This window comes from Micromonospora polyrhachis (assembly GCF_014203835.1).
Taxonomy (GTDB): domain Bacteria; phylum Actinomycetota; class Actinomycetes; order Mycobacteriales; family Micromonosporaceae; genus Micromonospora_H; species Micromonospora_H polyrhachis.
The window spans coordinates 6286521-6313121 of sequence record NZ_JACHJW010000001.1; the positions used below are offsets into that span (position 1 = coordinate 6286521).

The following is a 26601-nucleotide window of genomic DNA, read 5'->3' on the forward strand; positions in this document are numbered from 1 at the left end:
GCTGCGAACCGGTCGTGGCCCTAGACCGGTGTCCTGATGGTTTGGTCCTGGTCACCGGCGGGCCGGGCGGCGGTCAGCACCGCGACGATGTCGTCCAGGGTGCCCAATCGGCCGCCCGGGCCGTCGAACTCGACCTCGACGTCGTATTCCAGCTCGATCGCGTCGACCAGGCGGAGCAGGCCGAGCGAGTCGACGCCCAGGGCGACCATCGACCCGCCGGCGAGCAGGTCGGCAACCGGGACCTGACCACCTGTGGCGGTGCTGATCAGCTCGGCGACCCGCTGCCGTAGCTCCTCGGTGATATCCATTCAGCGTTCTCCTTGGGCATCTCGGATGAATTCGGCGATCTCGGCGATGGTCGGCGTGTCGAAGAAGACGTCCAACGGCACCTCCACCCCGAGCCGCTGCTGGATCCGGCTGCTGATCCGGGTGATGGTCAGCGAATGACCGCCGAGGTCGAACAGGTCCTCGTGCACCCCGATGTCGTCGATCCGGAGTACGTCCTGCCAGATCACCGTCAACTGTTCGACCACCGGATCCGCCGGGTCGACCGGACCGACTGCGTCTGCCGCACCGACTGCGTCTGCCGGACCGACTGCGTCTGCCGGACCGACTGCGTCTGCCGGGCCAGCGTCGTCGGCCGGGCGATCGGCGGAATCGGACGTGGCCGTGTCTCGCGTCGTTGGTACGGGCAGCGCTGCCCGGTCCAGTTTGCCGTTGGGGCTCACCGGCAGCCGGTCCAGGACGACCCAGTCGGCCGGCAACATGGCCGAGGGCAGGCTGCGGGCGAGATGTCGACGCAGGTCCGCCGGCTCCGGTGCGGTCGTATCGCGCGGCACCAGGTAGGCGACCAGCCGGGGCTCCTCGGCGTCCGCCGTGGCGGCCACGGCCAGCAGCACGGCAGCCTCGGCCACGGCCGGATGCTCCAGCAGCCGAGCCGTGACCTCGCCCAGCTCGATCCGGTGCCCCCGGATCTTCACCTGGTCGTCGCTACGACCCAGGAAGTCGATCCGGCCGTCCGGCAGCCACCGGCACCGGTCGCCCGTGCGGTAGCGCCGACCACCCGCCGACCCGAACGGGTCCGGCACGAAGCGTTCATCGGTCAGGTCGGGCCGCCCGAGGTAGCCGGCGGCCACGCCGAGTCCACCCAGATACAGCTCACCGGGCACCCCGATCGGCACCGGCCGCAGCTCGTCGTCCAGCAGGTACGCGCGGGTGTTGACGACCGGCCGGCCGATGCTCACCTCGGCCGGCTCGGCGGGGATCTCCGCGAAGGTGGCATAGATGGTGGCCTCCGTCGGGCCGTACCCGTTGATCAGGCGGGTGACCCGGGCGCGCAGGTCACGGGCCAGGGGGACCGGCAGCGCCTCACCGCCGGTGACCGCCACCAGAGGCACCGGAGTCACCTCCGGAGATGTCGGGTAGCCGGGGCGGTCCGCAGCGTCACCCAGGCCCGCCTCCAGCAGCACCCGCCACCCCGAGGGGGTCGCCTGCACGTGGGTCACCCCGCTGGCGCGGACCAGCCGGAGCACCCCAGCACCATCCAGCGCACTCACCGAGGAGGCGACCACCACCCGGCCACCGGTGGTCAACGGTAGGAACAACTCCACACCGGAGATGTCGAACGACAGTGAGGTGAGGTTCAGCCAGGCGTGCTCCGGTCGACTCTCCAGCAGGTCCCGCATTGCCAGCAGTGTGTTGGCCAACGACGCGTGCCGGACCGCGACACCCTTCGGCCGTCCGGTCGAGCCCGAGGTGTACAGCACGTAGGCGAGGTCGTCGGGGTTCGGCGGGGTGAGTGACTCCTCGACGGCCGATGTCAGCCCGCCGCTCAGCTCGATCTGGTCGATGGGGAGCACCGCAAGCGCCGGGTCCAGCCGGGTGGCCGTCTCGGCGGAGGTGACGACCAGGACGGGCTCGGCGTCGTCGAGGATGAGCGTCTGCCGGGCCGGCGGATAGCCCGGGTCGACCGGTACGTACGCTGCCCGGCACCGCAGCACGGCCAGCAGCGTCACCACCGCCGACCAGGACCGGTCCAGGGCGATCGCGACCCGCGAACCGGCGCCGACGCCCTGCTGGCGGAGCAGCCCGGCCAGCCGGGCGCTGGCGGCGTCGAGTGCGGCGTAGCTCAACCGTCGGTCACCGTCGACCACGGCCACCGCGTCCGGGCTCTGCCGGACCCAGGCGGCGAACAGGGTGGGCATCGTGGCCTCGGCGGGATACGTCCGGTCGGTTCCGCTCCAGACCCCTAGCCGGTCGAGTTCGTCTGCGGGGAGGATCGGCAGGTCAGCCACCGGCCGTTGCGGGTCGGCGACGACGGCGGCCAGCAGCGTACGGAAGTGTGCCCCGATCCGGGTCACCGCCTCGGTCGAGATGGCCGCCGGGCTGTGTTGGAGGCTCACGGTCAGCCCGGACGGGGCGTCCACCATCTGGATGTGCAACGCGTTACGGGCGGCACCACTGAACAGGGTCCACTCGACGCTGCTCGCCACCCCCGGGAAGTCCGGCTCCGGCCGGCGACGGCGGTAGCCGACCGAGACCGGGGTCAGTGCGGGTGCCGGCCGCAGCCCGGACACCGTATGGGCCAGCGGCACGGTACGGATCCGGTACAGCTCCCGCAGCCGCGCCCGTACCGCCTGGGCGTGGTCCCGGAACGTGCCGGTGGCCGCGGCCACCGTGACCGGCAGTTCGTTGACGAAGAGTCCGATGTGGTCGGCCTGCCCCGGGGTACGGGTGGACAGGCCGACGCCCACCGGAACGTCCCGGTTGCCGTACCGCGCGAGCAGGGCGTGCACCACGGCGAGCAGCAGCTCGAACCGGGTCACCCCGAGCGAGGCGGTGGCCCGGTCCAGCCCGGCGACGAGGTCGGCCGGTAGGTCGAGGTCGACCGCCGCCCCGGGCTCCGCACCGGTCGGTAGCCGAAGCAGGCCGGGCAGGACCACGCCGCCGGAGCCGGACCAGTGCCGCTGCCAGTACGCGCGGGCCGCCGGCAGTGCCGCCTCCACCCGGTCCCGCTCGGTTGCCGCGTGTGCGGCGTACCCGGCTGGTAGTGGCCCGAGGTCGACCGGCTCGCCAGCGCGTTCACCGCCGGGGCAAACGGCGGCGGTGTACGCGGTGGCCAGGTCCCGGGCCAGTACGTCCTTGGATATGCCGTCGAAGACCAGGTGGTGGGCGGTGACCAGCAGCAGGTGCCGCCCGTCGGTGCCGGTCAGCAGGGTGAACCGGGCCAGTGGTCCGGTACGCAGGTCGTGGGGACGGGCGAGTTCCTCGGCGATCCGCTCCTCGGTCAGCTCCCCGAAACCGACCGCCGGTCGGCGGTCGGCCGGGGCCAGCCTGGGTGTCCCGTCGGCGTCGACGACGATCCGGGTGCCCAGCACCTCGTGTCGGGTGATCACCGCCCGGCACGCCTCGACCAGGGCCGCCCGGTCCAGGTCGGCGGTGAACCGGACGCCGAGCGCCATCTGGTACGCCGTGCCGGCCACCCCGGCCTGCTCGGTGAACCAGACCGCGTGCTGCGCGTACGTCGCCTCGGCGATGCCCACGTGCCCTCCCATATCGGGGTTTCCCTCAGTTGTCATCAGTTGTCGAACTGGCTGGTCAGTTGTCGTTTGAGGACTTTGCCGCCCGGGTTGCGGGGTAGCTGGTCGAGCAGCAGTACCCGGGCCGGGAGTTGGTAGTCGGCGAGCCGGCCGGCGAGGAAGCCGCGCAGTGCCGGCAGGGCCAGCTCGGCTGGTGGGGTGTCCGGACGGGGCACCACCACGGCGGCCACCGCGGATCCCAGCACCGGGTGCGGTACGCCGACCACCGCCGCCTCGGCGACGTACGGGTGCTCGTGTAGCGCCGCCTCGACCTCCAGTGAGGAGATCTTGAAGGCACCGGACTTGATCACGTCCTCGTGCCGGTCGGAGAGGTAGAGGTAACCGGCGTCGTCTAGCCGGCCGATGTCGCCCATCCGGACCCAGCCGTTCCGGAAGGTGGCCCGGTTGGCTGCCTCGTCCTGGTAGTAGGCCCGGGAGTGCGGGGCCCGCAACCAGACGTCACCGATGCTCCCGACAGGTAGCGGGTTGCCGTCGGCGTCGGCGATCCGGAGTTGGCCGTCGACCGCTCGCCCCACCGCGTCCCGTCGGGCCGGGTCGAAGATCATGACCGTCTGCGCCGGTGCCGCCTCGGTCGAGGTGTAGTAGTTGACGATCGCCGCCTCGGGAAAGGTCGCCGCCAGCCGGGTGGCCACCGCCGGGGCCAGTGGCGCGGCCGTCGACCCGATCAGGTGTACGTCGGTCAGCTCCCGGTCGGACAGTGCCCCGGAGTCGAGCAGTTCGATGGCCATGGACGGCACCACGAAGACCGTACCCACCCCCGCCGACTCGATCAGTCGGGCGAACCGGACCGGGGTGAACCGGGGCAGGGTCAGCGCGGTCGGCTTGGCGGTGAGCGCGTTGAACAGCATGGTCTGCCCGGCGTTGGTGCCGATCGCGAAGGCGTGCAGGAACCGTTCCGAGTGGGCCAGCGCCAGCCTGCGCGGGTGGCTCGGCGCACCGATGGTCAGGTTGGCGTGGCTGGCGGCGACGCCCTTCGGCCGGCCCGTGGTGCCCGAGGTGTAGAGGATCTGGGCCAGGTCGCCGGGGCGTACCGGTGGGAGGTCCGCCGCCGCAGTGTCGCCATCGTCGACGCTGGCCGGTAGTTGAACGTCGTGCTTGTTGACGCCGGCCAGCAGGTCGGCCAGGGGCCGGACCGGTACGCCCACCGGGGCGGCCGGTGGCGGGGTGTCATTGCCGTGCAGGACGATCCGGGCGGCACAGTGCTCAAGGGCGTACCGGAGTTGCCCGGCGGCGAGCCGGTCGGAGAGCGGTACGGCGACCGCACCGGCCCGCAGCACCCCGCAGTACGCCACCGCGAACTCGGTCCAGTCCCGGGCACCGAACACCAGCCCGACCCGATCGCCGTGCCGTAGCCCGGCCTGACCGAGCGCGCTGGTGACACTGGTCGCCCCGGCCTCCCAGTCAGCGAAGGTGAGCCGGGCGACCCCGTGCACCTCGATCGCCACCCGGTCGGGGTGTACGGTGCGCCGCCAGGCCAGCAGTTCCGGCACGGTCCGGGCCGCCGGTACGGTGGTGCGGTGGCCGATGCTCGTCAGGGCCATCTCAACCCGCCTTCCGACCGGCCACCGACTCGACCATCGGCTGCCCGGTCACCTGTTCGACCAGCGGCGGTGGGGTCGGCTGGCCGACCGAGGCGGCCCGTGCCCGGCGGGTCTCGATTCCGACCAGGTCGTCCGGTGGCGCGTCCGGTACCTGGTCGTCGAAGGTGGCCAGGGTCCGGGTACGTAGCGACACCACGGCGGTGAGCGCTATGCAGAGCCCGAACACCACGTAGAGCAGGCCGATGCCCCGACCGGGGCCGACCCCGATCACCGCGCCGACGGTCGGGGCGAGCGCACCCCCGGGCAGCAGCAGCGGTTCCAGGGCCCGGGTGGCCAGCGGCGCGATGACGCCCCAGCCCAGCGGCATGGTCGACCAGGCGACCATCTGGTTGAGCGCGAACACCCGACCGTGGAACCGGGGCGGCACCTTGGTCTGGATGATCGTGTTGTAGACCCCGTTGACGATGCCGAGCGCGAGATACATGCCGAAGGCCCCGGCGCCGATCAGCAGCAGGTTCGGGCGCAGGCCGGTGACCACGCAGGCCACCGCGATACCCAGGGTGCCCAGGAGCACCGCGCGCATCCGGTACCGGCGTGGCCCGCCCCAGACGAGCATCGCCAGCCCGCCCACGGCCGCGCCTACGCCGCCGGTGAGCGCGATCTGCGCCACCTCGGACAGCTCGGCAAAGCCCAGCACGAGCGGGGAGAGCAGGTAGAGCACCGGGAACAGGAACAGGTTGAGTGCGGCGAAGAAGACGAGCATCGCCCGGAACTCGGGCCGCCGCCACGAGTAGCGCAGCCCACCGACGATCTCCTCGCCGATCCCCTCGCGGCGTTGCAGGGCGAGCGTGTGGGGGAACTTCACGACCAGCAGCACCCCGATCGCGAAGAGGTACGCGAACACGTCGATGACCATGATCCCGGTAAGGCCGACGGCCTCCAGCAACGCGACCGCGATCAGGGGCACCAGGAACTGGGTGAGGCCGGTGGCGGTCTGTGCCAGGCCGTTGGCGTGCCCGAGGAAGCGTTTCGGCACCAGTTGCGGCACGGCGGAGACGAAGGCGAGGCGTTGGAAGGCCAGCGCGACGGAGAGCCAGCCGACCAGCAGGTAGAAGTGCCAGATCTCGGCCCGGTCGGCGAGCAGTAGACCCGACATGACCGCCTTGGCGCCACCAGCGGCGAGGCTGGCCAGCAACATGATCCGCCGCCGGCTGGTCCGGTCGATCAGCGCACCGGCTACCGGGGCGACGACCAGGCCGGGCAGCAGACTGATGATGGCGAAGAGGGCGAACCGGGCCAGTGAGCCGGTCTCCATGTAGATCCACAGTGGTACCGCGAAGTTGGTGAGTGCCGTACCCGTGGTCGTGATGATCTGTCCGGCCGCGACCATGCCGAACCGGCGCATGCTGGGCTGCGGACCGGCACCGGCCGGCGCAGCCGTAGCTGCCGACGCGGGCTGGCCCGGCCGGTGGTCGGAGACCTCGGCCAACCGCCACGCCGGGTCCGGCCCGGCCGCACCGTCGACCTCCCCACCGTCGACCTTCCCACCATGCGACGACGGAGCGGCATCGGACCGAGCGGCGACCGACGGGTCGGCGACCGACCGAGCGGCGACCGACGGGTCGGCAGCCGACGGCTCGGTAAACGGGGCGTCGAGCCGATGGTGGACCGTGGTGACGATCTCGGCCAACTCCTCGGCCCGGTACTTGAGGAAGTAGTGGCTACCCTCGTCGATCACAGCCAGCGCGGTCCGATTGGTGAGGAAGTGCCACTCCCGGAACCGTTCCTCGTGGTAGTCCGTACTCCGGTCGCGGTCACCCGCCACGGAGATGATCGGCGCGCGTAGCGCGGCCACTCGCTGCTGCATCAGCCCGGTGAAGTAGTCCTCCGAGACGCGGGCGTCGTGCCGCATCGCCCGGATCAGGAAGGCGACCTCGTCCGGGTCGAGAGAACTGATCGACGTGCCCTGGGCCTGCAACCAGGTGCGGTAGATCCGGTCACTACGGATGCGCTCGGCCAGGCGCAACCGCAGCAGCGGACCGAAGACGCCACCGGCCGGCCGCCCGAACGGGAAGACCGCACCGAGGTAGACGGCCACCAGGTCCCGGCCAGCCGCCTCCAGCCGGCGGGCCACCTCGACCGCCAACGCGCCTCCCGGACCACAGTGGCCGTACAGGATCACCGGCCCGTCGACCCGGTCGAGGATCTCCGCGACCACCGTCGCGGCCACCTCCTCGATCGGTGCCGGATCGTCGGCCAGCCCGACATCGTGCCCGGGTACGGCCACCGAGAGCAGCCGATAGCCGGCCGGCAGCGCGTCGGCCAGCGGCTGGTAGACCACGGCGCTACCACCGCCGTACGGGACACAGACCAGGGTGGCGATCCGCTGGGCGGCCGGCATCGGTGCGGTCAACTCGTGCAGCAGACCGCTGCGGTCGACCTCGTCCGAGGTCAGCAACGTGGCCAGCTCGCGTACCGTCCGGTGCCGGAACAGGTCCATCACACTGACCGTCGGGCCGGCGCGGCCGTCGGTCGTACCCGGCAGCTCTCGACGTAGCCGGGCCACCACCTGGGTCGCCAGCAGCGAATGCCCGCCCAACTCGAAGAAGTCGTCGGTCGCCCCGACCGCTGCCAACCCGAGCACGGCCTGCCAGATCCCAGCGATCAGCGTCTCGATCGGCCCGACCGGTACGACCTGGTCACCGGTGGGCGGCTCGTCGCTCGGCTCGGGCAGCGTCCGGCGATCCACCTTGCCGTGCTCCTGCAACGGCAACCGGTCCAGCCAGCAGAACCTGCTGGGAACCATGTGGTCGGGCAGCCGTTCGCCGAGCAGCCGACGCAACTCGGCGGGCTCCGGGTCGGCCGCCTGGCCGACAGCCGCTGGCATCCGCTCCAGGTACGCCACGAGCCGCTCGCCGCGCAGCAGCACAGCAGCCTGTTGCACCCCCGGGCAGTCACGCAGGGCGGCCTCCACCTCGCCCAGCTCCACGCGATATCCGCGGATCTTGACCTGGTGATCCCGCCGGCCGAGGAACATCAGTTGCCCGTCCGCACGCCACCGGCCCAGGTCACCCGTACGGTAGAGGCGGTCGCCCGGTGCGCCGAACGGGTCGGGCACGAACCGCTCGGCGGTCAGCGCGGGACGGTGCAGGTAGCCCCGGGCCAGCCGGTCGCCACCGAGACAGATCTCGCCCGGTACCCCGATCGGCACCGGTCGAAGCTGCTCGTCGAGGAGGTAGACCCGGGCGTACGGCACGGGCCGTCCGGTCGGAATCAGGCCGGCGCCCCGCTCGTCCGCCGCCACCTGGTACGTGGTGACGCCGACCGTCGCCTCGGTGGGCCCGTAGTGGTTGAAGACCCGGGCCGAGCTGGCCGCCGCCAGTTCGGCGGCCCAGGGCAGGTCGGCGGCCTCACCACCGAGGATCAGCGCGCGGGCGGGCAGGAGCGCGCCGGGCTCGACGTCGGCGGCGAGCGCCCGCAGGTGCGACGGGGTGATCTTCAGGTAGTCGATCCGGTGCCGGTGTAGCTCCTCGGCGAGTTCGGCACCGGTGCACCGGCGCGGCACCAGATGCACCGTTCCGCCGGTGGCCAGTGCGAGATAGAAGATGGTGACGCTGAAGTCGAAGGAGAGCGACGACAGCAGCGCGTAGCGCCCGGCCGGGTGCACACCGAACCGGATGGCCACCCCGTCGAGGTAGCGGAGCACCTGCCGGTGCCCGACCGCCACTCCCTTCGGGGTGCCGGTGGAGCCGGAGGTGTAGATGACGTAGGCGAGGTTCCCGCCGGTGGCGTGCGGAGCTTCGACGGGTGTCTCCGGGCACCGGCCGACCTCGTCGACGACCCGGTCCAGGCAGATTGGCCCGATCGTCCCGGCCTCGGGAGTCAACCGGGCGCGCAGTGTGCTGTCGGTCAGCACCACCGTGGGTCGGGCGTCGGTGAGGATCGTGGCGAGTCGGGCCGGTGGCTGCTCGGCATCGAGCGGCAGGTACGCCCCACCGGCGCGGAGCACGCCGAGCAGCGTCACGGCGAGTTCCACGGTCTGGTCCAGGCAGATCCCGACCACCGCGTCCGGACCGACACCCCGACCGCGCAGGTAGTGGGCGAGTTGGTTGGCCCGCCGATCCAGTTCCCGATAGGTGACCGTGTCCGGACCGCTGACCACGGCCAGCGCCTCGGGGGTCGTCGCGGCGTACGAGGTGACCAGATCGGCCAGCGTGGTCGCCGTACCGGTCACCGGGGTGACCGCCTCCGGCGCGTCGGTGGGGGAGCCGAAGCCGAGCACCCGGGCCTGCTCGCCGCCGCTGAGAAGGTCCAGGTCGACCAGTGGCAGCTCCGGTGCCGCCAGCGCGGCCCGCAGCAGGGCCCGGTAGTGGTCGGCCAGTCGCCGCACCGTCTCGGCATCGAACAGGTCGGTGTTGTAGACGAACATCGCCCGCAGGTCGTCATCGGTCTCGCTGACGTAGAGCGACAGGTCGAAACGCGCGGCGGCGGTGTCGGTACCGAAGCCCTCGGTAACCAGGCCCGCCGGCCACCGGCTGCCGGACCGGGCGTAGTTCTGAAGGGTGAAGAGCACCTGGAACACCGGGGCGCGGCTGACGTCCCGCGTGACGTTCAGTTCCTTGACCAGCCGCTCGAACGGGACCTCCTGGTGGCTCAACGCCCGGACCACCGTGGCGCGGGTACGTCGGAGCAGGGCACCGAAGCTGGGCTCCGTACCGGGGCTGTCCGCCGTAGCGTCGGTCGGGGAGAGGTCGGCGCGCAGTGCGAGGGTGTTGACGAAGAGACCGATCAGGTTCTCCAGCTCGGGGACCACCCGTCCGGCGACCGGTGAGCCGATGGCGAAGTCGCGCTGGCCGGTGTAGCGGAACAGCAGCGCCTGGAGCCCGGTGAGCAGCGTCATGTAGAGAGTGGCCCGGTGGGTGCGGGCGAGTCGGCGTAGTCCAGCGGTGAGTCCGGCGTCCAACTGGAACCGGTGGGTGTGGCCCGCGTAGGACTGCACGGCGGGCCGGGGCCGGTCGGTTGGCAGCTCCAGCGGTGGCACACCGGCCAGCGCCGAGGTCCAGTAGCCGAGTTCGCGCTGGGCGGTCGGCCCGTCCATCCGGTCCCGCTGCCAGGCGGCGTAGTCGACGTACCGGACGGTCGGGGCGGGTGGCACCGGAAGGGCGTCGCGCAGCGCGCCGTAGAGCGTCGCCACCTCGCCCAGGAGCAGGTCAAGCGACCACCCGTCGCTGACGATGTGGTGCATGCCGACGTGCAGCACGTGGTCGGTCTCGGTCAGCCGGATCAGCAGTGCCCGCAGCAGCGGGGCGGTGCCCAGGTCGAACGGGGTCCGTACCGCCTCGGCCACCAGCGCGCGGGCGTCAGCCTCGTGCCCGACGGTGGCGACGGTGACCGGTACCCGTACCCGGTCGGCCACTTCGACCAGTGCTTCGCCCCGGTCGTTCTCGGTGAATCGCATTCGCAGGCTGTCGTGCCGCTGCGCGGCGGTGTCGATGGCGGTTTGTAGCAGGTCGGTGTCCAGTTGGCCGATCAGTCGGACCGTGGCGTGTACGAGGTATCCGGCCGTGCCGGGGGTCAGCTGCTCGGTGAACCAGATTCGTTCCTGGCCGAACGATAGCGACGGGGATTGCCCGGTTGGGGCAATGTTCCCTTGTGGCGGGATCGGTGCAGCCCGCAACGGAATGTCGACATTGGTCACGCGGCTGCCTTCTTGCTTTGGTGACGGGAGATAAGCAGTCTGCCGGCTTACGTCGAAGTAACGGAATCGCCTGAACGGTGCACTGCGGAGAGCCCGAACGATCGATTACCGGGGAAGCCTGCCGGCATACCGTCAGGAATGCGATTCACGGATGCCGTAGTGCCACGTGAGTGGGCCATGGAAACCCTGGCCTATGCCGAGTTCCGGGCTGACGGGACGGAGACCGCACCACTTACCTGGGCCCAACACGTGATGTGGCGGGCTGCCGCTCTCGATACCTCGAATCGGCACCATCTGTTCATGAATCTCCGGCGGACGGTACCCGTCTCCACCCGGGTACGGGCCGATCTGGCGAGCGTGACCCGGGCGATCGGCATGCTGGTCAGCCGGCACGGGTCGCTGCGTACCCGGGTCCGGTCCGTCGATGGTGTGACGCAGCAGGAGACGGCATCGGTCGGTCGGCTGCCGCTGCTGGTCACCGAGTCTGACGGGGATCCTGTCGAGGCCGCGCAGGTGCTGGCGGGACGGCTGGCCGATGTCGCGTTCGACCATGCGGCCGAGTGGCCGCTACGCGTCGGCCTGGTGCTGGCGGAGGGCCGGGTACGGCAGGTCGTGCTCGTTTTCAGTCATTCCACGGTGGACGCCCACGCGGCCGATGTGGTGCTGCGCGACCTGCGGCTGATCCTGCTGCGCGGGGCGATCGCGACTCCACCCGGGCCGCAGTCGGTGCAGGTAGCCCGGGATCAGCACGGGGTGGACCGCCATCGTTCGGACCGGTCGGTGGCGTACTGGGTCCGGCAGTTCGGCCGCCTGCCCGACGAGTCGATGGAGCCGACCCGCTCGGAACTCGACCCACGGTTGCACCGGGGGGTGTTGGTCTCCTCGGCGATCGACGCCGCTACGCGGCTGATCGCGGCCCGGCACCGGGTCAGTGTCTCCGCGGTGCTGCTCGCCGGTGTGACGGCGCTGGCGGCCGGCGAGAGCGGACGTGAGACCTGCGGTTTGTTCAATATGGCGCACAATCGTTTCCGGACCGAGTACGCAAATGCCGTGGCAAATCTGGGACAGATCGGATTTTGCGTGCTCGACGTGGTCGATCGGCCGAGCTTTGTCGACCTTTTGTCCCGAGTCTGGCGGGCTTCCCTGGACGGCTATCGGCACGCCTACTATGAGCCGGCGGCGATGCGGGGGAAATTTGAGGAGCTAGGGTACGAATACGCTACCGCGTTTCTTCCGCACTACTATTTCAACGACGTCCGGCTGCCGGGTGGAGGAGTCACCGAAACGGTGGCGATGACCCAGGGTGAGCTACGTGCCGCCATGGGACGTAGCACCTTCTCCTGGACCAGGGGATTGGATCGGGCATCCTGGCACCTGCTGACCCACGTCACCGACGAACCAGGCGCGGTCGGGATAACCCTCAGCATCGATACGCGATTCCGGTCACCGGAGTCGGTGGAGCCGTTCCTGCGCAACCTTGAGCAGTTGTTGGTCACGGCGGCCTTCCGCGACGTGCCCTGGCCGTGGAAGCCGAGGTAGTCGGCAGGGGCGACACCGGCCACCCTCGATCTTGCACGGTCAAGATCGGGACGTATCCTGAGCGATGCACACCTCCCGGCCGACCGTCCCCCGCCAACTTGGTCAGACGAAGTCGGCGTACGCGGACTTCCACGGTGAACAGGCGACGACCGCGCCGCTCACCTGGGGACAGCGGGCGATGTGGCGTTCCGTGGCGGAGTTCGAGGCACAGGAGAACTTCCTCAACCTCCGCCGCGTCCTCGCCGTCTCCTCGCGGGTCGAGGCGGACGTCCAGACGGTGAGCCGGGTGGTCGGTCAGCTGGTCAGCCGGCACGAGTCACTGCGTACCCGAATCGAAGCCGTCGACGGTGAGCTGCGCCAGCGGACCTTCGCCACCGGTCGACTGCCGCTGCTGGTCCATGCCGTATCCGGAGGTGACCCGGAGGGGTGCTCCGGCGGCGACCCGATGGGACGCTCCGCCGCGCAGGCCCTGGCGGACCGGTGGGGACAGCCACGATTCGAACACTCCGACGAGTGGCCGCTACGGGTCGCCCTGGTGACGGTCGATCACCGGGTACGGCAGATCGTGCTGGTCTTCAGTCACTCCACGGTGGACTTCCATGCCGTCGAGATCGTCCTGCGGGACCTGCGGCTGCTCCTACTGCGGGGGAAGCTGACCACCCGACCCGGCCTCCAGTCGGTCGACGTGGCCCGGCGCGAGCAGCAGGTCGAGCGCGGACGCTCGGACCGGGCGATCGCCTACTGGGTACGGCAGTTCCGGCAGCAACCACCGGGCATGCTCGTCACCGCCGGTCCGGGATCCACTCCTCGCTACCGGAAGGGCTCGCTGGTCTCCCCGGCCATCGACGCCGCCACCCGGCTGATCGCGGCCCGACACCGGGTCAGCACCGCCACCGTCCTCCTGGCGGCGGTAGCGGCGGTCTCCACCGCGACCAGCGGGGGACCAGGCTGCGGGCTCGTCACGATGGCGAACAACCGCTTCCAGCCGGCGTACGACGACGCCGTCAGCAAGCTCAACCAGCTCGGGTTCTGTGCCCTGGATCTGGCCGACCAGCCGAGCTTCACCGAGTTGTTGTCCCGGACCCGGCAGGCGTCGCTGGACGGCTATCGGCACGCCTACTACGACCCGGCCGCCATGCAGAGCGCCTTCGTCGAGTTGGGACTCGACTTCGGCACCGTGCTGGCACCGTACTGCTACGTCAACGACATCCGTCTGCCCCACGAGCCCCGGCCGGCTGCGACCGGCCCGGACGAGGCCGCGGTGCGGGCGATGCGGGCGGCGACGACCTTCACCTGGACGGAGGCGTTCGACCGGTTCGCCTGGCGCTGCCGGATCCAGGTGGTCGACGCGCCCGGCGCGGTCGAGTTGGTGATCACCACCGACACCCGCTACCTGTCGTCCGACCGGGCCCACCGCTTCCTGTGTGAGATCGAGGAGGCCCTGGTCGTGGCGGCCTTCGCAGAGGACGGTGCTCAGGCACCAGCGTGAAGCCGGCGTCGAACGCCATGCGGTCCATTGCGTCGACCGGCTCGAAGCGCCCATGTGGTCCGGGCTAGGAGATCATCGGCCGCGCCGAACCGGTCAAAAGTACGGCCACCGGGTGCGCCAACCCCACCTGGGACCGATGCCGGCCCCAAGCTCTGGCGGACCCACCGCCGCCCGAGTTAGGCGGCCGGTGGCGGCACCAGACGGCTGGTCGACGATCGTAGCGTCGTGACCGAGGCCGCCGTCGGCGCCGCCACCGACTGCTCTTCGGTGACCAGGCCCCCGATGATGGCCGCCGCCACCCGTGGGTCAGCACCCCGGCCCACCGCCACACCGATGAGGTAGGCCGCCAGCGGACCGGCCGGTCGGCATACCCCGTGCGCCACCTCGCGTACGAGGTCGAGAAGTGTGGCGATGTCGTGTTCCGACAGTTCCGGAGTGTCCAGGGCCGTGGCTGCGGCCACGAGCCACTCCCACAACGGGGCCTGGGTGTCCATGGTCGAACTCCTGTTCGGTCAGTCGGTCCGACGGGCGAGGCCGCTCATCTTGACGGCGGTGTAGACGGCGGCGGCCAGCGCCACGTCAGACAGGAGCATCAGGCCGATGGCGTACGAGCCCTGTGCGCCGTAGACCCAGCCCATGATCAGCGGCGGAACGAACCCGCCGAGACCACCGGCCGCGCCGACCAGTCCGGTGACGGTGCCCACCTTGTCGGCCGGGGCGACCTTGCCGACCAGGGCGAAGACCCCACCGCTGGCCGCGCCGAGCAACACCGCCATGCCGAGGAACGCGATCGTGGCGATCGGCATCAGCGGCGGCTGGAAGGCCTGGATGACGGCGAACAACGCGGTCCCGGCGAAGCACCAGACGAGCACCGGCACCGGGTGCAGCCGGTCGGAGAGCCAGCCGCCCACCGGGCGGGCGATCACCGCCAGGACCACGAACCCGGCGGTACGCATCGCCGCGTCGCCGGTCTCCAGCCCGTACGCGGTGCGCAGGTAGGCCGGCAGGTAGACGCTGAACGCGACGAAGCCGCCGAAGCCGACCGCGTAGAGGAAACACAACTGCCAGGTCGCCGCCAGTCGGCTGACGTCGAGCAACCGGGCAATCGCGGAGCCCTGGGGACGCTGCCGGTTGGGTGCGTCGCGCAGCAGCAGGAACGCGAGCACCGCGTAGCCGGCCAGCACCGCCGAGACCAGCAGGAAGGGAGTCTTGGCACCGTAGTTGTCAGCGAGCTTCACGGTGGTGAAGTTGGCGATGGCGGTGCCGCCCATACCGATGCCGAACACGCCGAGGGCGAACCCCCGCCGGGCCGGTGGATACCAGCCGGAGACGAGCGGTACGCCGACGGCGAAGGCCGTGCCGCCGATGCCGAGGAAGAAACCGGTGACGATCAGCGCCGCGTACGAGGAAACGTAGGACAGGGTCAACACCGGGATGATGGTGACGAGGCTGACCAGTGGGAACATCACGCGCGCGCCGTACCGGTCGGTGAGCGCGCCGACCGGGATACGACCCAGCGATCCGACGACCACCGGTACGGCGACGAGCAACGACTGTGCGGCGAAGCTGAGCCCGAGGCGTTCCTTGATGCCCGGTCCGAGCGGGCCGAGCAACGCCCAGGCCCAGAAGTTGAGCAGGAACCCGGCGGTGGCCACGGCAAGGTGGAGGGCTGCCCCCCGGGGCGCTCCATCGGCAGTGGCCGGTTTCCGCTGGTTCGTGGTGGTTGTCATGGGTCACCTCGTGGTGAGTGTCGCCCATTGCGACGAGATTGCCGGACCCGACCCCTAAAGAGGGGGAGTGCCGCTTCAGTTACCAGCCTCGGTGGGAGCAAGGCGATGAAACAGGGCCGTTGGTCCCGGGTGCCGACGTGGCATCAGACACCTGGGACCGGGCCATAAGGGGTTGGCTCGCTCAGCCACCGGCGAACGGTGGCAGGACGTCAACGGTGGCGGCTGCCGGCAGTGGTATCGAACGATCCCGCCACTGGACACCGTCCACCAGATAGCTACAGACTGCCAGTGCCGCCGCCAGGGCGGAGCCGTGTCGGCCGGCCAGATGGTCCAGCAGGTCGCCGAGGTTGGTGGCGGAGACGTCCTCCTCCGCCACCCCGGCGGCGGCGCGGGCACCCGCGAAGTAACGAACGCGTACTGTGCTCATCATCGCGGCCGAGCCCGTCGGGTCTGGGCGGTGGGCAGCTGTGGTGGGCCACCCCAGCCCGGGCGGGTGGGACGCAGACCGGGCCGGTCGCCCCGGCTGCGATAGACGATGTACGGGCGGGTGGCGTAGCCGATCGGCGCGCTGAACGCGTGCACCAGGCGGGTGAACGGCCAGAAGGCGAAGAGCGCGAACGCCGACACGACGTGGATCTGGAAGCCGGTCGGTACGCCGGCCATCACCTCCGGATCCGGGCTGAAGTAGAACAGCGACCGGAACCAGGGGGAGATGGTCTCCCGGTAGTCGTAGCCGTTGCCCGATACGTTGGCCCGTACGGTGCTGAGCAGGCCGAGCACGATGACCGCGGCCAGCACCACGTACATGGCCTTGTCGTTGCGAGTGGTAGCCGCGAAGACCGGCCCGGTCAGACGTCGGCGGGCGATCAGGATGATCATGCCGATCAGGGTGCAGAAGCCGGCCACCGTGCCGATGAAGACAGCCATCAGGTGATAGGCGTGCTCGGTGATGCCGACAGCCTCGGTCCACGACTTGGGGATCAGCAGCCCCCCGACGTGTCCGATGAGCACCATGAGAATGCCGAAGTGGAACAATGGGCTGCCCCAACGCAGGATCGCCGTCTCGTAGAGCTGTGAGGAGCGCGTGGTCCAGCCGAACTTGTCGTAACGGTAACGCCAGATTAGGCCACCGATCAGGATCGCGATGGCCAGATAGGGAAAGACCACCCAAAGCAACACATTCATTGCGCTCACCGATCCAGCTTCTTGTTCGCGGCTGCGGGGCTCTCTCGCTCCGCTCGTTCACTCCTCGCGCTCGCCGTGAACCTTCCGTTCGCGACTGCGGTACTCCGCTCCGCTGCGTTCCTCGCGCTCACCGACGCCCTCCGGATGTGGTGTCGACAAGTCCGAACGGTTCCAGGCCCACCTGTTCCATCGGGGGACCGGTGCGGGCCAGCTTTGCGGCCGCGGCCAGGTCCGCCGGTTGCGGGGGTGGCAGCATCTCGCGGATCGCCACCAGACAATGCTGGTAGATGGACTTCTCCGCTGCCAGCGAATCGGCGAGCAGGTCCAGGCCGATCCGGTTGTCCCGCAGCAGCCCCCAACCGGCACCGTCGACAGCCGCCAGGTCCAGCACCGCCGGCAGGTAGTCGGGCAACTCACCGTCGACCACGGCCAGCCCCGCCTGCTTGTACGCGCCGGAGAAGCCGACCAGCGCCTCACCGCGTTTCCGGGTGTCCCCACAGGTGTAGTAGGTCAGATGCAGGCAGCAGCGGCGACGGAAATCGAATAGTTGCACGTACTCGGCCCGCAACAGGGTCGGATCGGCATCGGCCCGGTACGCGGCCACCGCACGCAGTGGTGCGGCGACCGCCTCCGGCAGCTCGTCCAGGGCGTCGCGCAGGATGGGCAGCGCGGCCATCACCTGCTCGTCGGGATAGCGCAGCAGCAGGGACGCCGCCCGGGCCGCAACAATCCGCCAGAACGACGGGTTCACTGGTCGCCTCCGTCCTTGGCGTCCGAATTTCTCGACTGGGGTGGGAAGAGACCCGGAGGATGGCCCTTGCCGTCCCAGTTGAGCAGGTTGACGCGGATCTCCGGGTTTTCCGCCTCGGCCACCGTGTCGGCGGTCTGCCGGTTGATCTGCATGTGGAAGGTCTCCACCTGGATCGGGGCGGTCTGACCGGAGGACTCGCCGAATGGTCCCTGCCCGTACGGGCCACCGCCGCCCATGCCCGGTCCGCCCTCGTACTCCAGGCTGCACTCGGTGCCGATCTGTTCGAGGCGGTGCGCGTCCTCCGCGTGCGCGGCCGGGATGACGTAGCGCTGTTCGTACTTGGCGATGGCCAGCAGGCGGTACATGTCGTCCATCTGCTGGCCGGTCATGCCGACTGCCTCGGCGATCGACTCGTCGGGCGTCTCGCCCAGGTTGATACGCCGCTGGTAGGCGCGCATCGCGGCGAGCCGGTTGAGCACCGCCCGCACCGGGGCCGGGTCACCGGCCGTGAACAGGCCGGCGAGGTAGTCCACCGGGATCCGTAGCGCGTCCACCGCGCCGAAGAGGTTGCCGGCGTCCTCGCCGTCGTGGCCGGTCTCCCGCAGCACGTCCACCACGGGCGACAACGGCGGGATGTACCAGACCATCGGCATGGTCCGGTATTCCGGATGCAGCGGCAGAGCGACCTGGTACTTCGTGATCAGATCCCAGATCGGGGAACGCTGCGCCGCGTCGATCCAGTCGTCCGGGATGTCGGCAGCCCGGGCGGCGGCGACCACGTTCGGGTCGAACGGGTCGAGGAAGACCGAACGCTGGGCCGCGTACAGGTCGTGCTCGTCCTCGACGGCCGCCGCCGCGGCGACCGCGTCGGCGTCATAGAGCATCAGTCCGAGGTAACGCAGCCGCCCGACGCAGGTCTCCGAGCAGATGGTGGGCTGCCCGATCTCGATGCGCGGGAAGCAGAACGTGCACTTCTCGGCCTTGCCCGTGCGGTGGTTGAAGTACACCTTCTTGTACGGGCAGCCGGTGATGCACATCCGCCAGCCCCGGCACCGGTCCTGGTCGACCAGCACGATCCCGTCCTCGGCCCGCTTGTAGATCGCGCCCGAGGGGCAGGACGCGGCGCAGGATGGGTTCAGGCAGTGCTCGCAGATACGCGGCAGAAAGAACATGAACGCTTTTTCGTACTCCTGACGTACCTGGTCGGAGACCTTCGCCAGGATCGGGTCACCCGCGGCGATCTCGTTGCCGCCGGCCAACGAGTCGTCCCAGTTGGCACTCCAGGTGATCTTCGTGTCCTGGCCGGTGAGTAGCGACTTGGGCCGGGCCACCGGGATGTCGTCCCCGGCCGGTGCGTTGATCAGGTGCTCGTAGTCGTACGTCCAGGGCTCGTAGTAGTCCTGCATCGAGGGCATCTTCGGGTTGGCGAAGATGCTGAAGAGCTTCTTCACCCGGCCGCCGGCCTTGGGCTTGAGGCGGCCCGACCGGGTACGCACCCAGCCGCCCTCCCACCGCTCCTGGTTCTCGTACGTGCGGGGATAGCCCTGCCCGGGCCGGGTCTCCACGTTGTTGAACCAGACGTACTCGACACCGGACCGGTTGGTCCACGCCTGCTTGCAGGTGACCGAGCAGGTGTGGCAGCCGATGCACTTGTCGAGGTTCATCACCATCGCCATCTGTGCCATGACCCGCATCAGTACTGCACCTCCTGGGAGCGACGGCGGATTACGGTGACCTCGTCACGTTGGTTACCGGTGGGCCCGAGATAGTTGAAGGCGAAGGCGAGCTGCGCGTAGCCCCCGATCAGGTGGGTGGGCTTGACCAGCAGCCGGGTCAGCGAGTTGTGAATGCCACCCCGCCGGCCGTTGATCTCCGCCTTCGGTACGTCGATGACCCGTTCCTGGGCGTGGTACATGTACACCGTGCCCTCGGGCATCTTGTGCGAGACCACGGCCCGGCAGACCACCACGCCGTTGCGATTGACCGCCTCGATCCAGTCGTTGTCCCGTACGCCGATCTTGGCCGCGTCGGCCTCGCTCATCCACAGCGTCGGTCCGCCCCGGGACAACGTCAGCATGATCAGGTTGTCCTGGTACTCGGAGTGGATGGACCACTTCGAGTGCGGGGTCAGGTAGCGGACGGTGATTTCCAGTTCACCGTTGCGGCCTAGTCTTGGCTCGCCGAACAGTTTGTGCATGTCCAGCGGCGGCCGGAACACCGGCAATTCCTCGCCGGCCTCCTGCATCCAGTCGTGGTCGTGGAAGAAGTGCTGCCGCCCGGTCAGGGTGTGCCACGGCTTGAGCCGCTCGACGTTGATGGTGAAGGGCGAATACCGCCGTCCGCCGTGCTCGCTGCCCGACCACTCCGGACTGGTGATCACCGGCTCCGGTCGGGACTGCGTGTCGACGAAGGTGATCTTCTTGCCCTCGTGCTCGGCGGACAGGTCGGCCAGCTGCATGCCGGTGCGCCGCTCCACGTCTTTGAACCCGACGGTGGCGACCCGGCCGTTCGTGGTGCCCGACAGGGCGAGGATCGCCTCGCAGGCGTGCGTGTCCTTGGCCAGCGACGGTCGGCCGTCGGCCGCCCCGCCGCGCACCGCGCCGTTCTTGCGGCGCAGGTACTCCACCTCCGGCCGGACGTCGACCGACACCCCCTTGCCGGTGGTGCCGAGGGTGTCCAGCAGCGGACCGAGGGCGGCCATCTTGTCGGCCACCGCACCGTAGTCCCGCTCGACGATGACCAGCTTGGACATGGTCCTTCCCGGCACCGGCGTCTCACCGGTGACCGCCCAGTCGCGGACCACACCGTGCGGGGTCGCCATCGCGTCGGGCGTGTCGTGCATCAGCGGTGCCGCGACCAGGTCCTTGCGTACGCCGAGGTGGTCCACGGCCAGGTGGGAGAACGCCCGGGCGATGCCGTGGAACGCCTCGAAGTCGGTCCGGGTCTGCCACGGCGGGTTGATCGCCGGGGTGAACGCGTGCACGAACGGGTGCATGTCGGTGCTGCTCAGGTCGTGCTTCTCATACCAGGTGGCGGCCGGCAGCACGATGTCGGAGAAGAGCGTCGTGGAGGTCATCCGGAAGTCCAGCGACAACAGCAGGTCGAGCTTGCCCTCCGGTGCCTCATCCCGCCAGACCACATCTTTCGGACGCAACTCCGGCGGTGCCTCGTCGGCCCGCAGGTTCGAGTCGGTGCCCAGCAGGTGTCGCAGGAAGTACTCGTTGCCCTTGGCCGAGGAGCCGAGCAGGTTGGCCCGCCACACGGTCAGCACCCGGGGCCAGTTCTGCGGGGCATCCGGGTCGGTACAGGCGTAACCGACCTTCCCCGAACCGAGCTGTTCGGCGACCCAGCCGGCCGGGTCGTCCGGCGACGAGGCGATCGCCTCGTCGGCGAGGTCCAGCGGACTGCGGTCGAACGTCGGCATGCTCGGCATCCAGCCGAGTCGGGCCGACTGGGCCATCAGGTCGGCGGTGTGCCGGCCGTCGAAGGTGCCCTTGCCGGTGGGGGAGGAGACCACGTCGGCGGAGTACGTGTCGTAGCGCCACTGGTCGGTGTGGAGGTACCAGAACGCCGTACCGATCATCTGCCGGGGCGGGCGGACCCAGTCCAGCCCGGAGGCCAGTTGCGTCCAGCCGGTGACCGGGCGGCACTTCTCCTGCCCGACGTAGTGTGCCCAGCCGCCGCCGTTGACGCCCTGGCAGCCGGTGAGGGTGGTCAGGGCGAGGATCGCCCGGTAGGTGGCGTCGGAGTGGAACCAGTGGTTCGTACCCGCGCCGAGCAGGATCATCGACCGGCCGCCGGAGCGTTCCGCATTGTCGGCGAACTCCCGGGCGACCCTGGCCACCTGCGCGGCCGGTACGCCGGTGATCGGCTCCTGCCACGCCGGGGTGTACGGCACGTCCATGTCGTCGTAGTCGGCGGGCCACTGGCCGGGCAGACCCGGGCGGGCCACCCCGTACTGGGCCAGCATCAGGTCGAAGACGCTGGTGACCAGGTGCGTCCCGACCCGACGGGTCGGTACGCCCCGACGCAGCACCTGCGGCGGGTCGGTGTCGAATCGGGGTAGGGACACCTCGACGGTCTCGCCGCCGAGGCAGGTCAACGCTGGTTCGATGTCGCCGAGGTCGAGGTTCCACTGACCCGACTCCTCGCCCCAGCGATGCCCGAGGCTGCCGCGTGGTACGGCCGGCGCGTCGGTGGCCGAGTCCCACAGCACGGTCTTGAACGCCGCTTCCTTACCGGGTTCGCCCAGGTCCTCGGCGGTGAGGAACTTGCCGGGCCGGTAGCCGCCGTCCTCGGTCGGTTCGAGGGTGACCAGGAACGGCAGGTCGGTGAAGCGGCGGACGTAGTCCTCGAAGCGGGGGGTGGCCCGCTCGACGAAGAACTCCTTGAGGATGACGTGGCCCATCGCCATCGCCAAAGCCCCGTCGGTGCCCGGCTGCGCGGGCATCCACTCGTCGGCGAACTTGACGTTGTCGGCGAAGTCGGGGCTGACCACCACCACCTTCTGTCCCCGGTAGCGTGCCTCGGCCATCCAGTGGGCGTCGGGGGTACGGGTGACCGGGACGTTCGAGCCCCACATGACGAAGTAGGAGGCGTCCCACCAGTCACCGGACTCCGGCACGTCGGTCTGGTCACCGAACACCTGCGGCGAGGCCACCGGCAGGTCGGCGTACCAGTCGTAGAACGACAGCATCGAGCCGCCGATCAGGGACATGAACCGGGCACCGACGGCGTGCGACACCATCGACATCGCCGGGATCGGCGAGAAGCCGGCGATCCGGTCCGGGCCGTAGTTCTTGATGGTGTGCACGTGCGCGGCGGCGATCATCTCCTGGGCCTCGTCCCAGGAGATCCGTACCAGCCCGCCCTTGCCCCGGGCCTTCTGGTAGCGCCGGCGCCGCTCCGGGTCGTTCTGGATGTCGGCCCAGGCCGCCACCGGGTCGCCGAGTCGGCGCTTGGCCTCCCGGTACATCTCCACCAGAATCCCTCGGGCGTACGGATACCGCACGCGGGTCGGGGAGTAGGTGTACCAGGAGAAGGCGGCACCACGCGGGCAGCCACGCGGCTCGTACTCCGGCCGGTCGGGGCCGACACTGGGATAGTCGGTCTGCTGCTGCTCCCAGGTGATGATGCCGTCCTTGACGTACACCTTCCAGGAGCAGGAGCCGGTGCAGTTCACCCCGTGGGTCGAGCGCACCACCTTGTCATAGGAGGAGCGGTCCCGGTAGAACGCGTCCGCTTCGCGTCCACCGATCTGGTAGAGCGCCCGCCCGTCCGGCGAGACATCCGCCCGGCGGACCAGACCACCCACCGCCAGCAGTGCCCTCCCCGCCTTCTCGGTCGCTTGCGACATGTGCCTCATTCCCTCGATCGAGTGCTGTGGTGACCACGTTGGTGCCGGTTAGATCAATTCGCAACCGGTGAGTGGAAACCAACGCAACTCTGAGGGGAATTTCTTGACGGTACGACTGGGCCGAAGGTCCTGAGTTTTCGTGTACGGTGACACCGCTCACCCATGGGCGATGTCACGTCAACCGGAGGTGTGGGCGTCAGCCCGGCATCCCCGCCGCCGGCGTGATCCGGTCCCAGGCGGTGATCGGCAGGGCGATGACAGCGGCGGGAAAGAGCCCGTGCTCCTCGTTGTCGATGTGTCGCACCAGGCGGTCAAGCGCGGCGAGTACGCCGCCCCAGTCCGGAGCGGAGCGGTCGACTGAGCCTAGTACGCCATGGATGTCGTCATGTTCAGCACACAGTTTCTCGACCGCTTCGGTGAGACTTCCCTCGTCCCGTAGCTCGACGAACAGACCGTTTTCCTCGCCGGTGGTGTGCGGCATCAGCAGGTCGAGCAGGGTGTCGAGCGCCGAGAAGCACTCATCCTGGTGACCCTGCGTGATCGCGGTGCGTAGCCGACCGGTGGCGTTGGTGATGTCCTCGTGCTCGGTGGAGAGCTGCGCGATCACTGGGAAGTCCCGGCAGCCACAGTAGTTACACACGGGTCCATCTCCTTTGCCGGTACGTGAACGATTTCCATCGTCCTCCTCTTTTTCGGACCATGCAGGGCCGAAAGACCCAGGGACGCCGGGACGAGAGGGTAGGATTCGTCCCGGCGATCAGGGCTTGTTCCGGCTAGGCCGGGACCGAGACGCGCTCCAGGCGTACCTGCCACACGTCCGGACCGGTCTGCAGCCATTCGGTGGCCATCTGGTCGCCATAGCGCTGGCCGACCTCGGCCAGCAGCGGCCGGGGCGCGTGCGGGGCGATCAGCACCAACGCGCCGCCCGCCGGCAGGGCGTCCAGTGCGGCCAGCACCTGGGCGTGCCGCTGTCCGTGCGGCAGGTCCCGGACGTCCAGCCGGGGATCGATGCTCAGCACCGCAGGCGTGGCGTCGGCGGCGTTCGCGGCGTCACCGCCACACCCGCACGCGCCGCCGCATCCGCCACCGCCCCCGCCGCCGCCGTGTGCCGCCGAGCCGAGCAGGTCGTGCATGCCGTCCAGGACCTCGGCCAGGGACACGTCCTCGGCGTCGACCAGCAGCGGTACGACGAGATCGTTCTCCTTGACCAGGTGTACGGCCAACAGGGCGGCGAGGGCGCGCCCGGCAGCGGCGGCGGTCACCGGCTGGGTCGCGGCCTCCAGTTCGCGGACCAGGGCGGTGATGGCGACGTGCTCGGCGAGCATGCCCGCCACCAGCAGCTTGCCGAGATCATATTTCGCCGCCAGCGGATACATCGCGGCTTCTTCGGCCGCTGCGTGTGGCAGCAACTCGTCGTGCAACCAGCGGACCAGTTCGTCCCGGTGCCGAAGTGCCTGCGACTCGTCGCCGTGAGCAGCCGCGTCCAGCAATCGGCTGGTGTGGGAGTTGAGGGCGGCGGCGAGTTCGCTGTGATGTTGTACGACGGCCTGCGCGGCCCGGCGGTCAGCGGCGAGGTCCGGCTGTGACATGACGCTCTCCCGAGTTTTGAGGGTGTTTGACGTTGTAACGTTATCTACCGTGGAAACATCCAGAACAGGGCCGATCGGGGAGACGATCGACAGGTCACACCACCGGGCGTTGGCCGCAGCCAGCCGGGTGGAAATCCTGAAGATCGTGCGCAGTGCCGAGGGTGGCATGAACACCGCAGAGGTGGCCGAGCGTGCCGGGCTACATCTCTCCACCACCCGGGCCCACCTCGACCGCCTCGTCGAAGCAGGACTGCTGGTGAAGGCGCGAGCCAGCGGTGGCCAGCCCGGACGTCCCGCCTGGCGATACCGGGCCACGGCCGATGACATTCCGGCGCCGGCACCGTACCGGTCACTGGCCGCCGCGCTGCTTGATCAACTGGGCGGCACCGAAGGCGAGATACGGACCCTGGCCGGCAACGTCGGTCGGAACTGGGGCCGACACCTCGCCGCCGCGACGGACAGCAACGACGGGCCGGTCAAGACCGTCCTGAACGTCCTCGACGGGCTCGGCTTCAAGCCTCAGTTGGCCGCGCCAGAGGCGGCCGAATCGGGCGTGGCCGAGGTGCACCTGCACACCTGCCCCTTCCTGGAACTCGTGGGGCGTAACCCGGATGCGATGTGCGGCCTGCACGTCGGGGTGATCCGTGGTGCCCTGGAGCAGGCCGGTGCCCCCGCCAGCACCGCCGTACTGGAACCGTTCGGCGCACCCACCGCCTGCGTGGTCCGGTTGTCCCTGAACGAACCAGCCGATGAGCAAACTGGTTCAGCGGGCGGGCGAGCCGAGCCAGCGGACGAGCGGGGCCCGGCATGACCACCGCATGGCCGACGAACCCGTCTCATCGCGAGCCGGTCGAGGTTCCCGCCGAGCCGGTCGAGGTCCCCGCCGATCGGCAGTTGCCCGTCCTGAACACCCGGGGCACCGGTGCCACTGGTGCCACCGGCAGAGCGAACTGGCACCGCCGCACCTCCGCCATACCACTGGTGTACCTCGCGTCGCTCGTCGTCATCGCGTTCGTCCACCAGTTCATGCCATCGTGGTACTGGCTGGCCATCCACCTCCTGCTCCTCGGTGCGGTCACCAACGCGATCCTGATCTGGAGCGCCCACTTCACCGCCGCCGTACTGCGGGTCCCAGCCCCCACCAGCCGACGTGCCGAAGGTCTGCGGCTGGCCCTGCTCAACGTCGGAATCGTCGGCGTACTGACCGGCGGTGGCACCGACCGGCCGTGGGTGGGCGTGGCAGGTGCGGCCGTCGTCTTTGCCGCCATCACCGCCCACCTGACCTGGCTGACCCGCCGACTACGGGCGTCCCTGCCGGCCCGCTTCTCGATAACGGTCCGCTACTACCTCGCCGCCGCGACCGTGCTGCTGGTCGGCATCCCCGTCGGTGCCTGGATGCTGGTCGTCGACGACGACAGTCGACCCCGACTACTGCTGTTCCACGCCCACATCAACGTGCTCGGCTGGGTGACCCTGACAATTCTCGGCACGCTGCTCACCCTGTGGCCCACCGTGCTGCGTACCCGGATGGCCGACGATGCCGTACGGGCCGCCGGCACCGCCCTGCCGCTGGCCCTGACCGGCCTCGCGCTGCTCGGCACCGGACTGCTCGCCTGGTGGCGGCCGGTGGCCGTGGGCGGACTGGCGCTGGTCGCTATCGCCGCGGTGATCGTCCTACGGCCGGCGGTCACCGTCGCCAGGGGAAAGCCACCGGCCTCCTTCGCCGCGTGGTCGATCGCCATCGCCGGCGGATGGCTGCTCGTCGCCCTCGCCGTCGACCTCGGCACGCTGCTGACCGCACCCGGTCCGGCGGAGGTCGCCAGCAGCTTCGGCGACGTGCTCGTCCCCCTCCTGGTCGGCTTCGCCGCCCAGGTACTCGTCGGCGCATTGGCCTACCTGCTGCCCGTGGCCCTTGGCGGCGGCCCGGCCCGGGTCCGAGAACGGACCGCGATGCTGGATCGGCACTGGCCGCAACGCGTCGCCATGGGCAACGCCGCGCTGGCCGTCTTCGTCCTGCCGACGCCGCCGTACGTGCGGATCACCACGTCGATGCTGGTCGTGGTCGCCCTGCTGCAGTTCCTCATCCCGGCCGTCCGGGTCCTGCTCACCTCCCGGAGGTAACCG

The 26601-nt window shown here is 69.9% G+C and carries 17 protein-coding genes; 4 read left to right on the top strand and 13 right to left on the bottom strand.

Features of this window, described 5'->3' with window-relative positions:
- Positions 1–20: 20 nt before the first annotated feature.
- From FHR38_RS27765 to FHR38_RS27780, 4 genes are read right to left on the bottom strand one after another with little or no spacing between them, the layout of a single operon-like run.
- The gene (locus tag FHR38_RS27765) at positions 21–308 is read right to left on the bottom strand and encodes an acyl carrier protein (protein ID WP_184537737.1); all 288 of its coding nucleotides are present in this window, start codon (positions 306–308) and stop codon (positions 21–23) included.
- Positions 309–3554, bottom strand: a complete 3246-nt coding sequence (locus FHR38_RS27770) for a non-ribosomal peptide synthetase (RefSeq protein WP_184537739.1) — start codon at positions 3552–3554, stop codon at positions 309–311.
- Between the two features lie 23 nt (positions 3555–3577).
- Positions 3578–5140, bottom strand: coding sequence for a class I adenylate-forming enzyme family protein (locus FHR38_RS27775; protein ID WP_184537742.1), 1563 nt, complete (start codon positions 5138–5140; stop codon positions 3578–3580).
- Between the two features lies 1 nt (position 5141).
- Positions 5142–10838, bottom strand: coding sequence for a non-ribosomal peptide synthetase/MFS transporter (locus FHR38_RS27780; RefSeq protein ID WP_312882442.1), 5697 nt, complete (start codon positions 10836–10838; stop codon positions 5142–5144).
- Positions 10839–11015: 177 nt separating this feature from the next.
- On the opposite strand from FHR38_RS27780, the gene FHR38_RS27785 reads away from it, so the two are divergent.
- Together FHR38_RS27785 and FHR38_RS27790 are read left to right on the top strand one after the other, a co-directional pair.
- On the top strand, positions 11016–12377 hold the full coding sequence (locus tag FHR38_RS27785; protein ID WP_281385142.1) for a condensation domain-containing protein: 1362 nt from the start codon (positions 11016–11018) through the stop codon (positions 12375–12377).
- Positions 12378–12441: 64 nt separating this feature from the next.
- The gene (locus tag FHR38_RS27790) at positions 12442–13866 is read left to right on the top strand and encodes a condensation domain-containing protein (protein ID WP_184537746.1); all 1425 of its coding nucleotides are present in this window, start codon (positions 12442–12444) and stop codon (positions 13864–13866) included.
- Positions 13867–14042: 176 nt separating this feature from the next.
- On the opposite strand, the gene FHR38_RS27795 is transcribed toward FHR38_RS27790, so the two are convergent.
- The 9 genes from FHR38_RS27795 to FHR38_RS27835 all read right to left on the bottom strand — a co-directional run bounded on the left by FHR38_RS27795 (position 14043) and on the right by FHR38_RS27835 (position 24477).
- Complete coding sequence (locus FHR38_RS27795; RefSeq protein WP_184537748.1) at positions 14043–14360, bottom strand: DUF6457 domain-containing protein; 318 nt, start codon at positions 14358–14360, stop codon at positions 14043–14045.
- Between the two features lie 18 nt (positions 14361–14378).
- Positions 14379–15596, bottom strand: coding sequence for an MFS transporter (locus tag FHR38_RS27800; RefSeq protein ID WP_184537750.1), 1218 nt, complete (start codon positions 15594–15596; stop codon positions 14379–14381).
- Between the two features lie 181 nt (positions 15597–15777).
- Positions 15778–16026 carry a MoaD/ThiS family protein gene (locus FHR38_RS27805; protein ID WP_246446767.1) on the bottom strand — a complete coding sequence of 83 codons (249 nt, stop codon included), beginning with the start codon at positions 16024–16026 and terminating at the stop codon, positions 15778–15780.
- A complete protein-coding gene (narI, locus tag FHR38_RS27810) occupies positions 16023–16781 on the bottom strand; it encodes a respiratory nitrate reductase subunit gamma (RefSeq protein ID WP_221449216.1) in 759 nt (252 codons plus the stop codon). The genes FHR38_RS27805 and narI overlap by 4 nt, the downstream gene beginning before the upstream one ends.
- Positions 16782–16908: 127 nt before the next feature.
- Positions 16909–17532, bottom strand: coding sequence for a nitrate reductase molybdenum cofactor assembly chaperone (gene narJ, locus FHR38_RS27815; protein ID WP_184537756.1), 624 nt, complete (start codon positions 17530–17532; stop codon positions 16909–16911).
- Entirely contained in the window at positions 17529–19226 is a 1698-nt protein-coding gene (narH, locus tag FHR38_RS27820; RefSeq protein WP_184537758.1) for a nitrate reductase subunit beta, read from the bottom strand. Before narH ends, narJ begins: the two co-directional genes overlap by 4 nt.
- Positions 19226–22888: a nitrate reductase subunit alpha gene (locus FHR38_RS27825; protein WP_184537760.1), complete on the bottom strand. Its 3663-nt coding sequence runs from the start codon at positions 22886–22888 to the stop codon at positions 19226–19228. The genes narH and FHR38_RS27825 overlap by 1 nt, the downstream gene beginning before the upstream one ends.
- 196 nt (positions 22889–23084) lie before the next feature.
- Positions 23085–23528 (bottom strand): hemerythrin domain-containing protein, encoded by a 444-nt coding sequence (locus FHR38_RS27830; RefSeq protein ID WP_184537762.1) that lies wholly within the window; start codon positions 23526–23528, stop codon positions 23085–23087.
- A gap of 133 nt (positions 23529–23661) precedes the next feature.
- A complete protein-coding gene (locus tag FHR38_RS27835; RefSeq protein WP_184537764.1) occupies positions 23662–24477 on the bottom strand; it encodes a DUF2249 domain-containing protein in 816 nt (271 codons plus the stop codon).
- Positions 24478–24526: 49 nt separating this feature from the next.
- Here FHR38_RS27835 and FHR38_RS27840 point away from each other — a divergent pair, with 49 nt between their 5' ends.
- Positions 24527–25288, top strand: coding sequence for a helix-turn-helix transcriptional regulator (locus FHR38_RS27840; RefSeq protein WP_312882445.1), 762 nt, complete (start codon positions 24527–24529; stop codon positions 25286–25288).
- Entirely contained in the window at positions 25285–26598 is a 1314-nt protein-coding gene (locus FHR38_RS27845; protein WP_246446770.1) for a hypothetical protein, read from the top strand. The genes FHR38_RS27840 and FHR38_RS27845 overlap by 4 nt, the downstream gene beginning before the upstream one ends.
- The last annotated feature ends 3 nt before the right edge of the window (positions 26599–26601 follow it).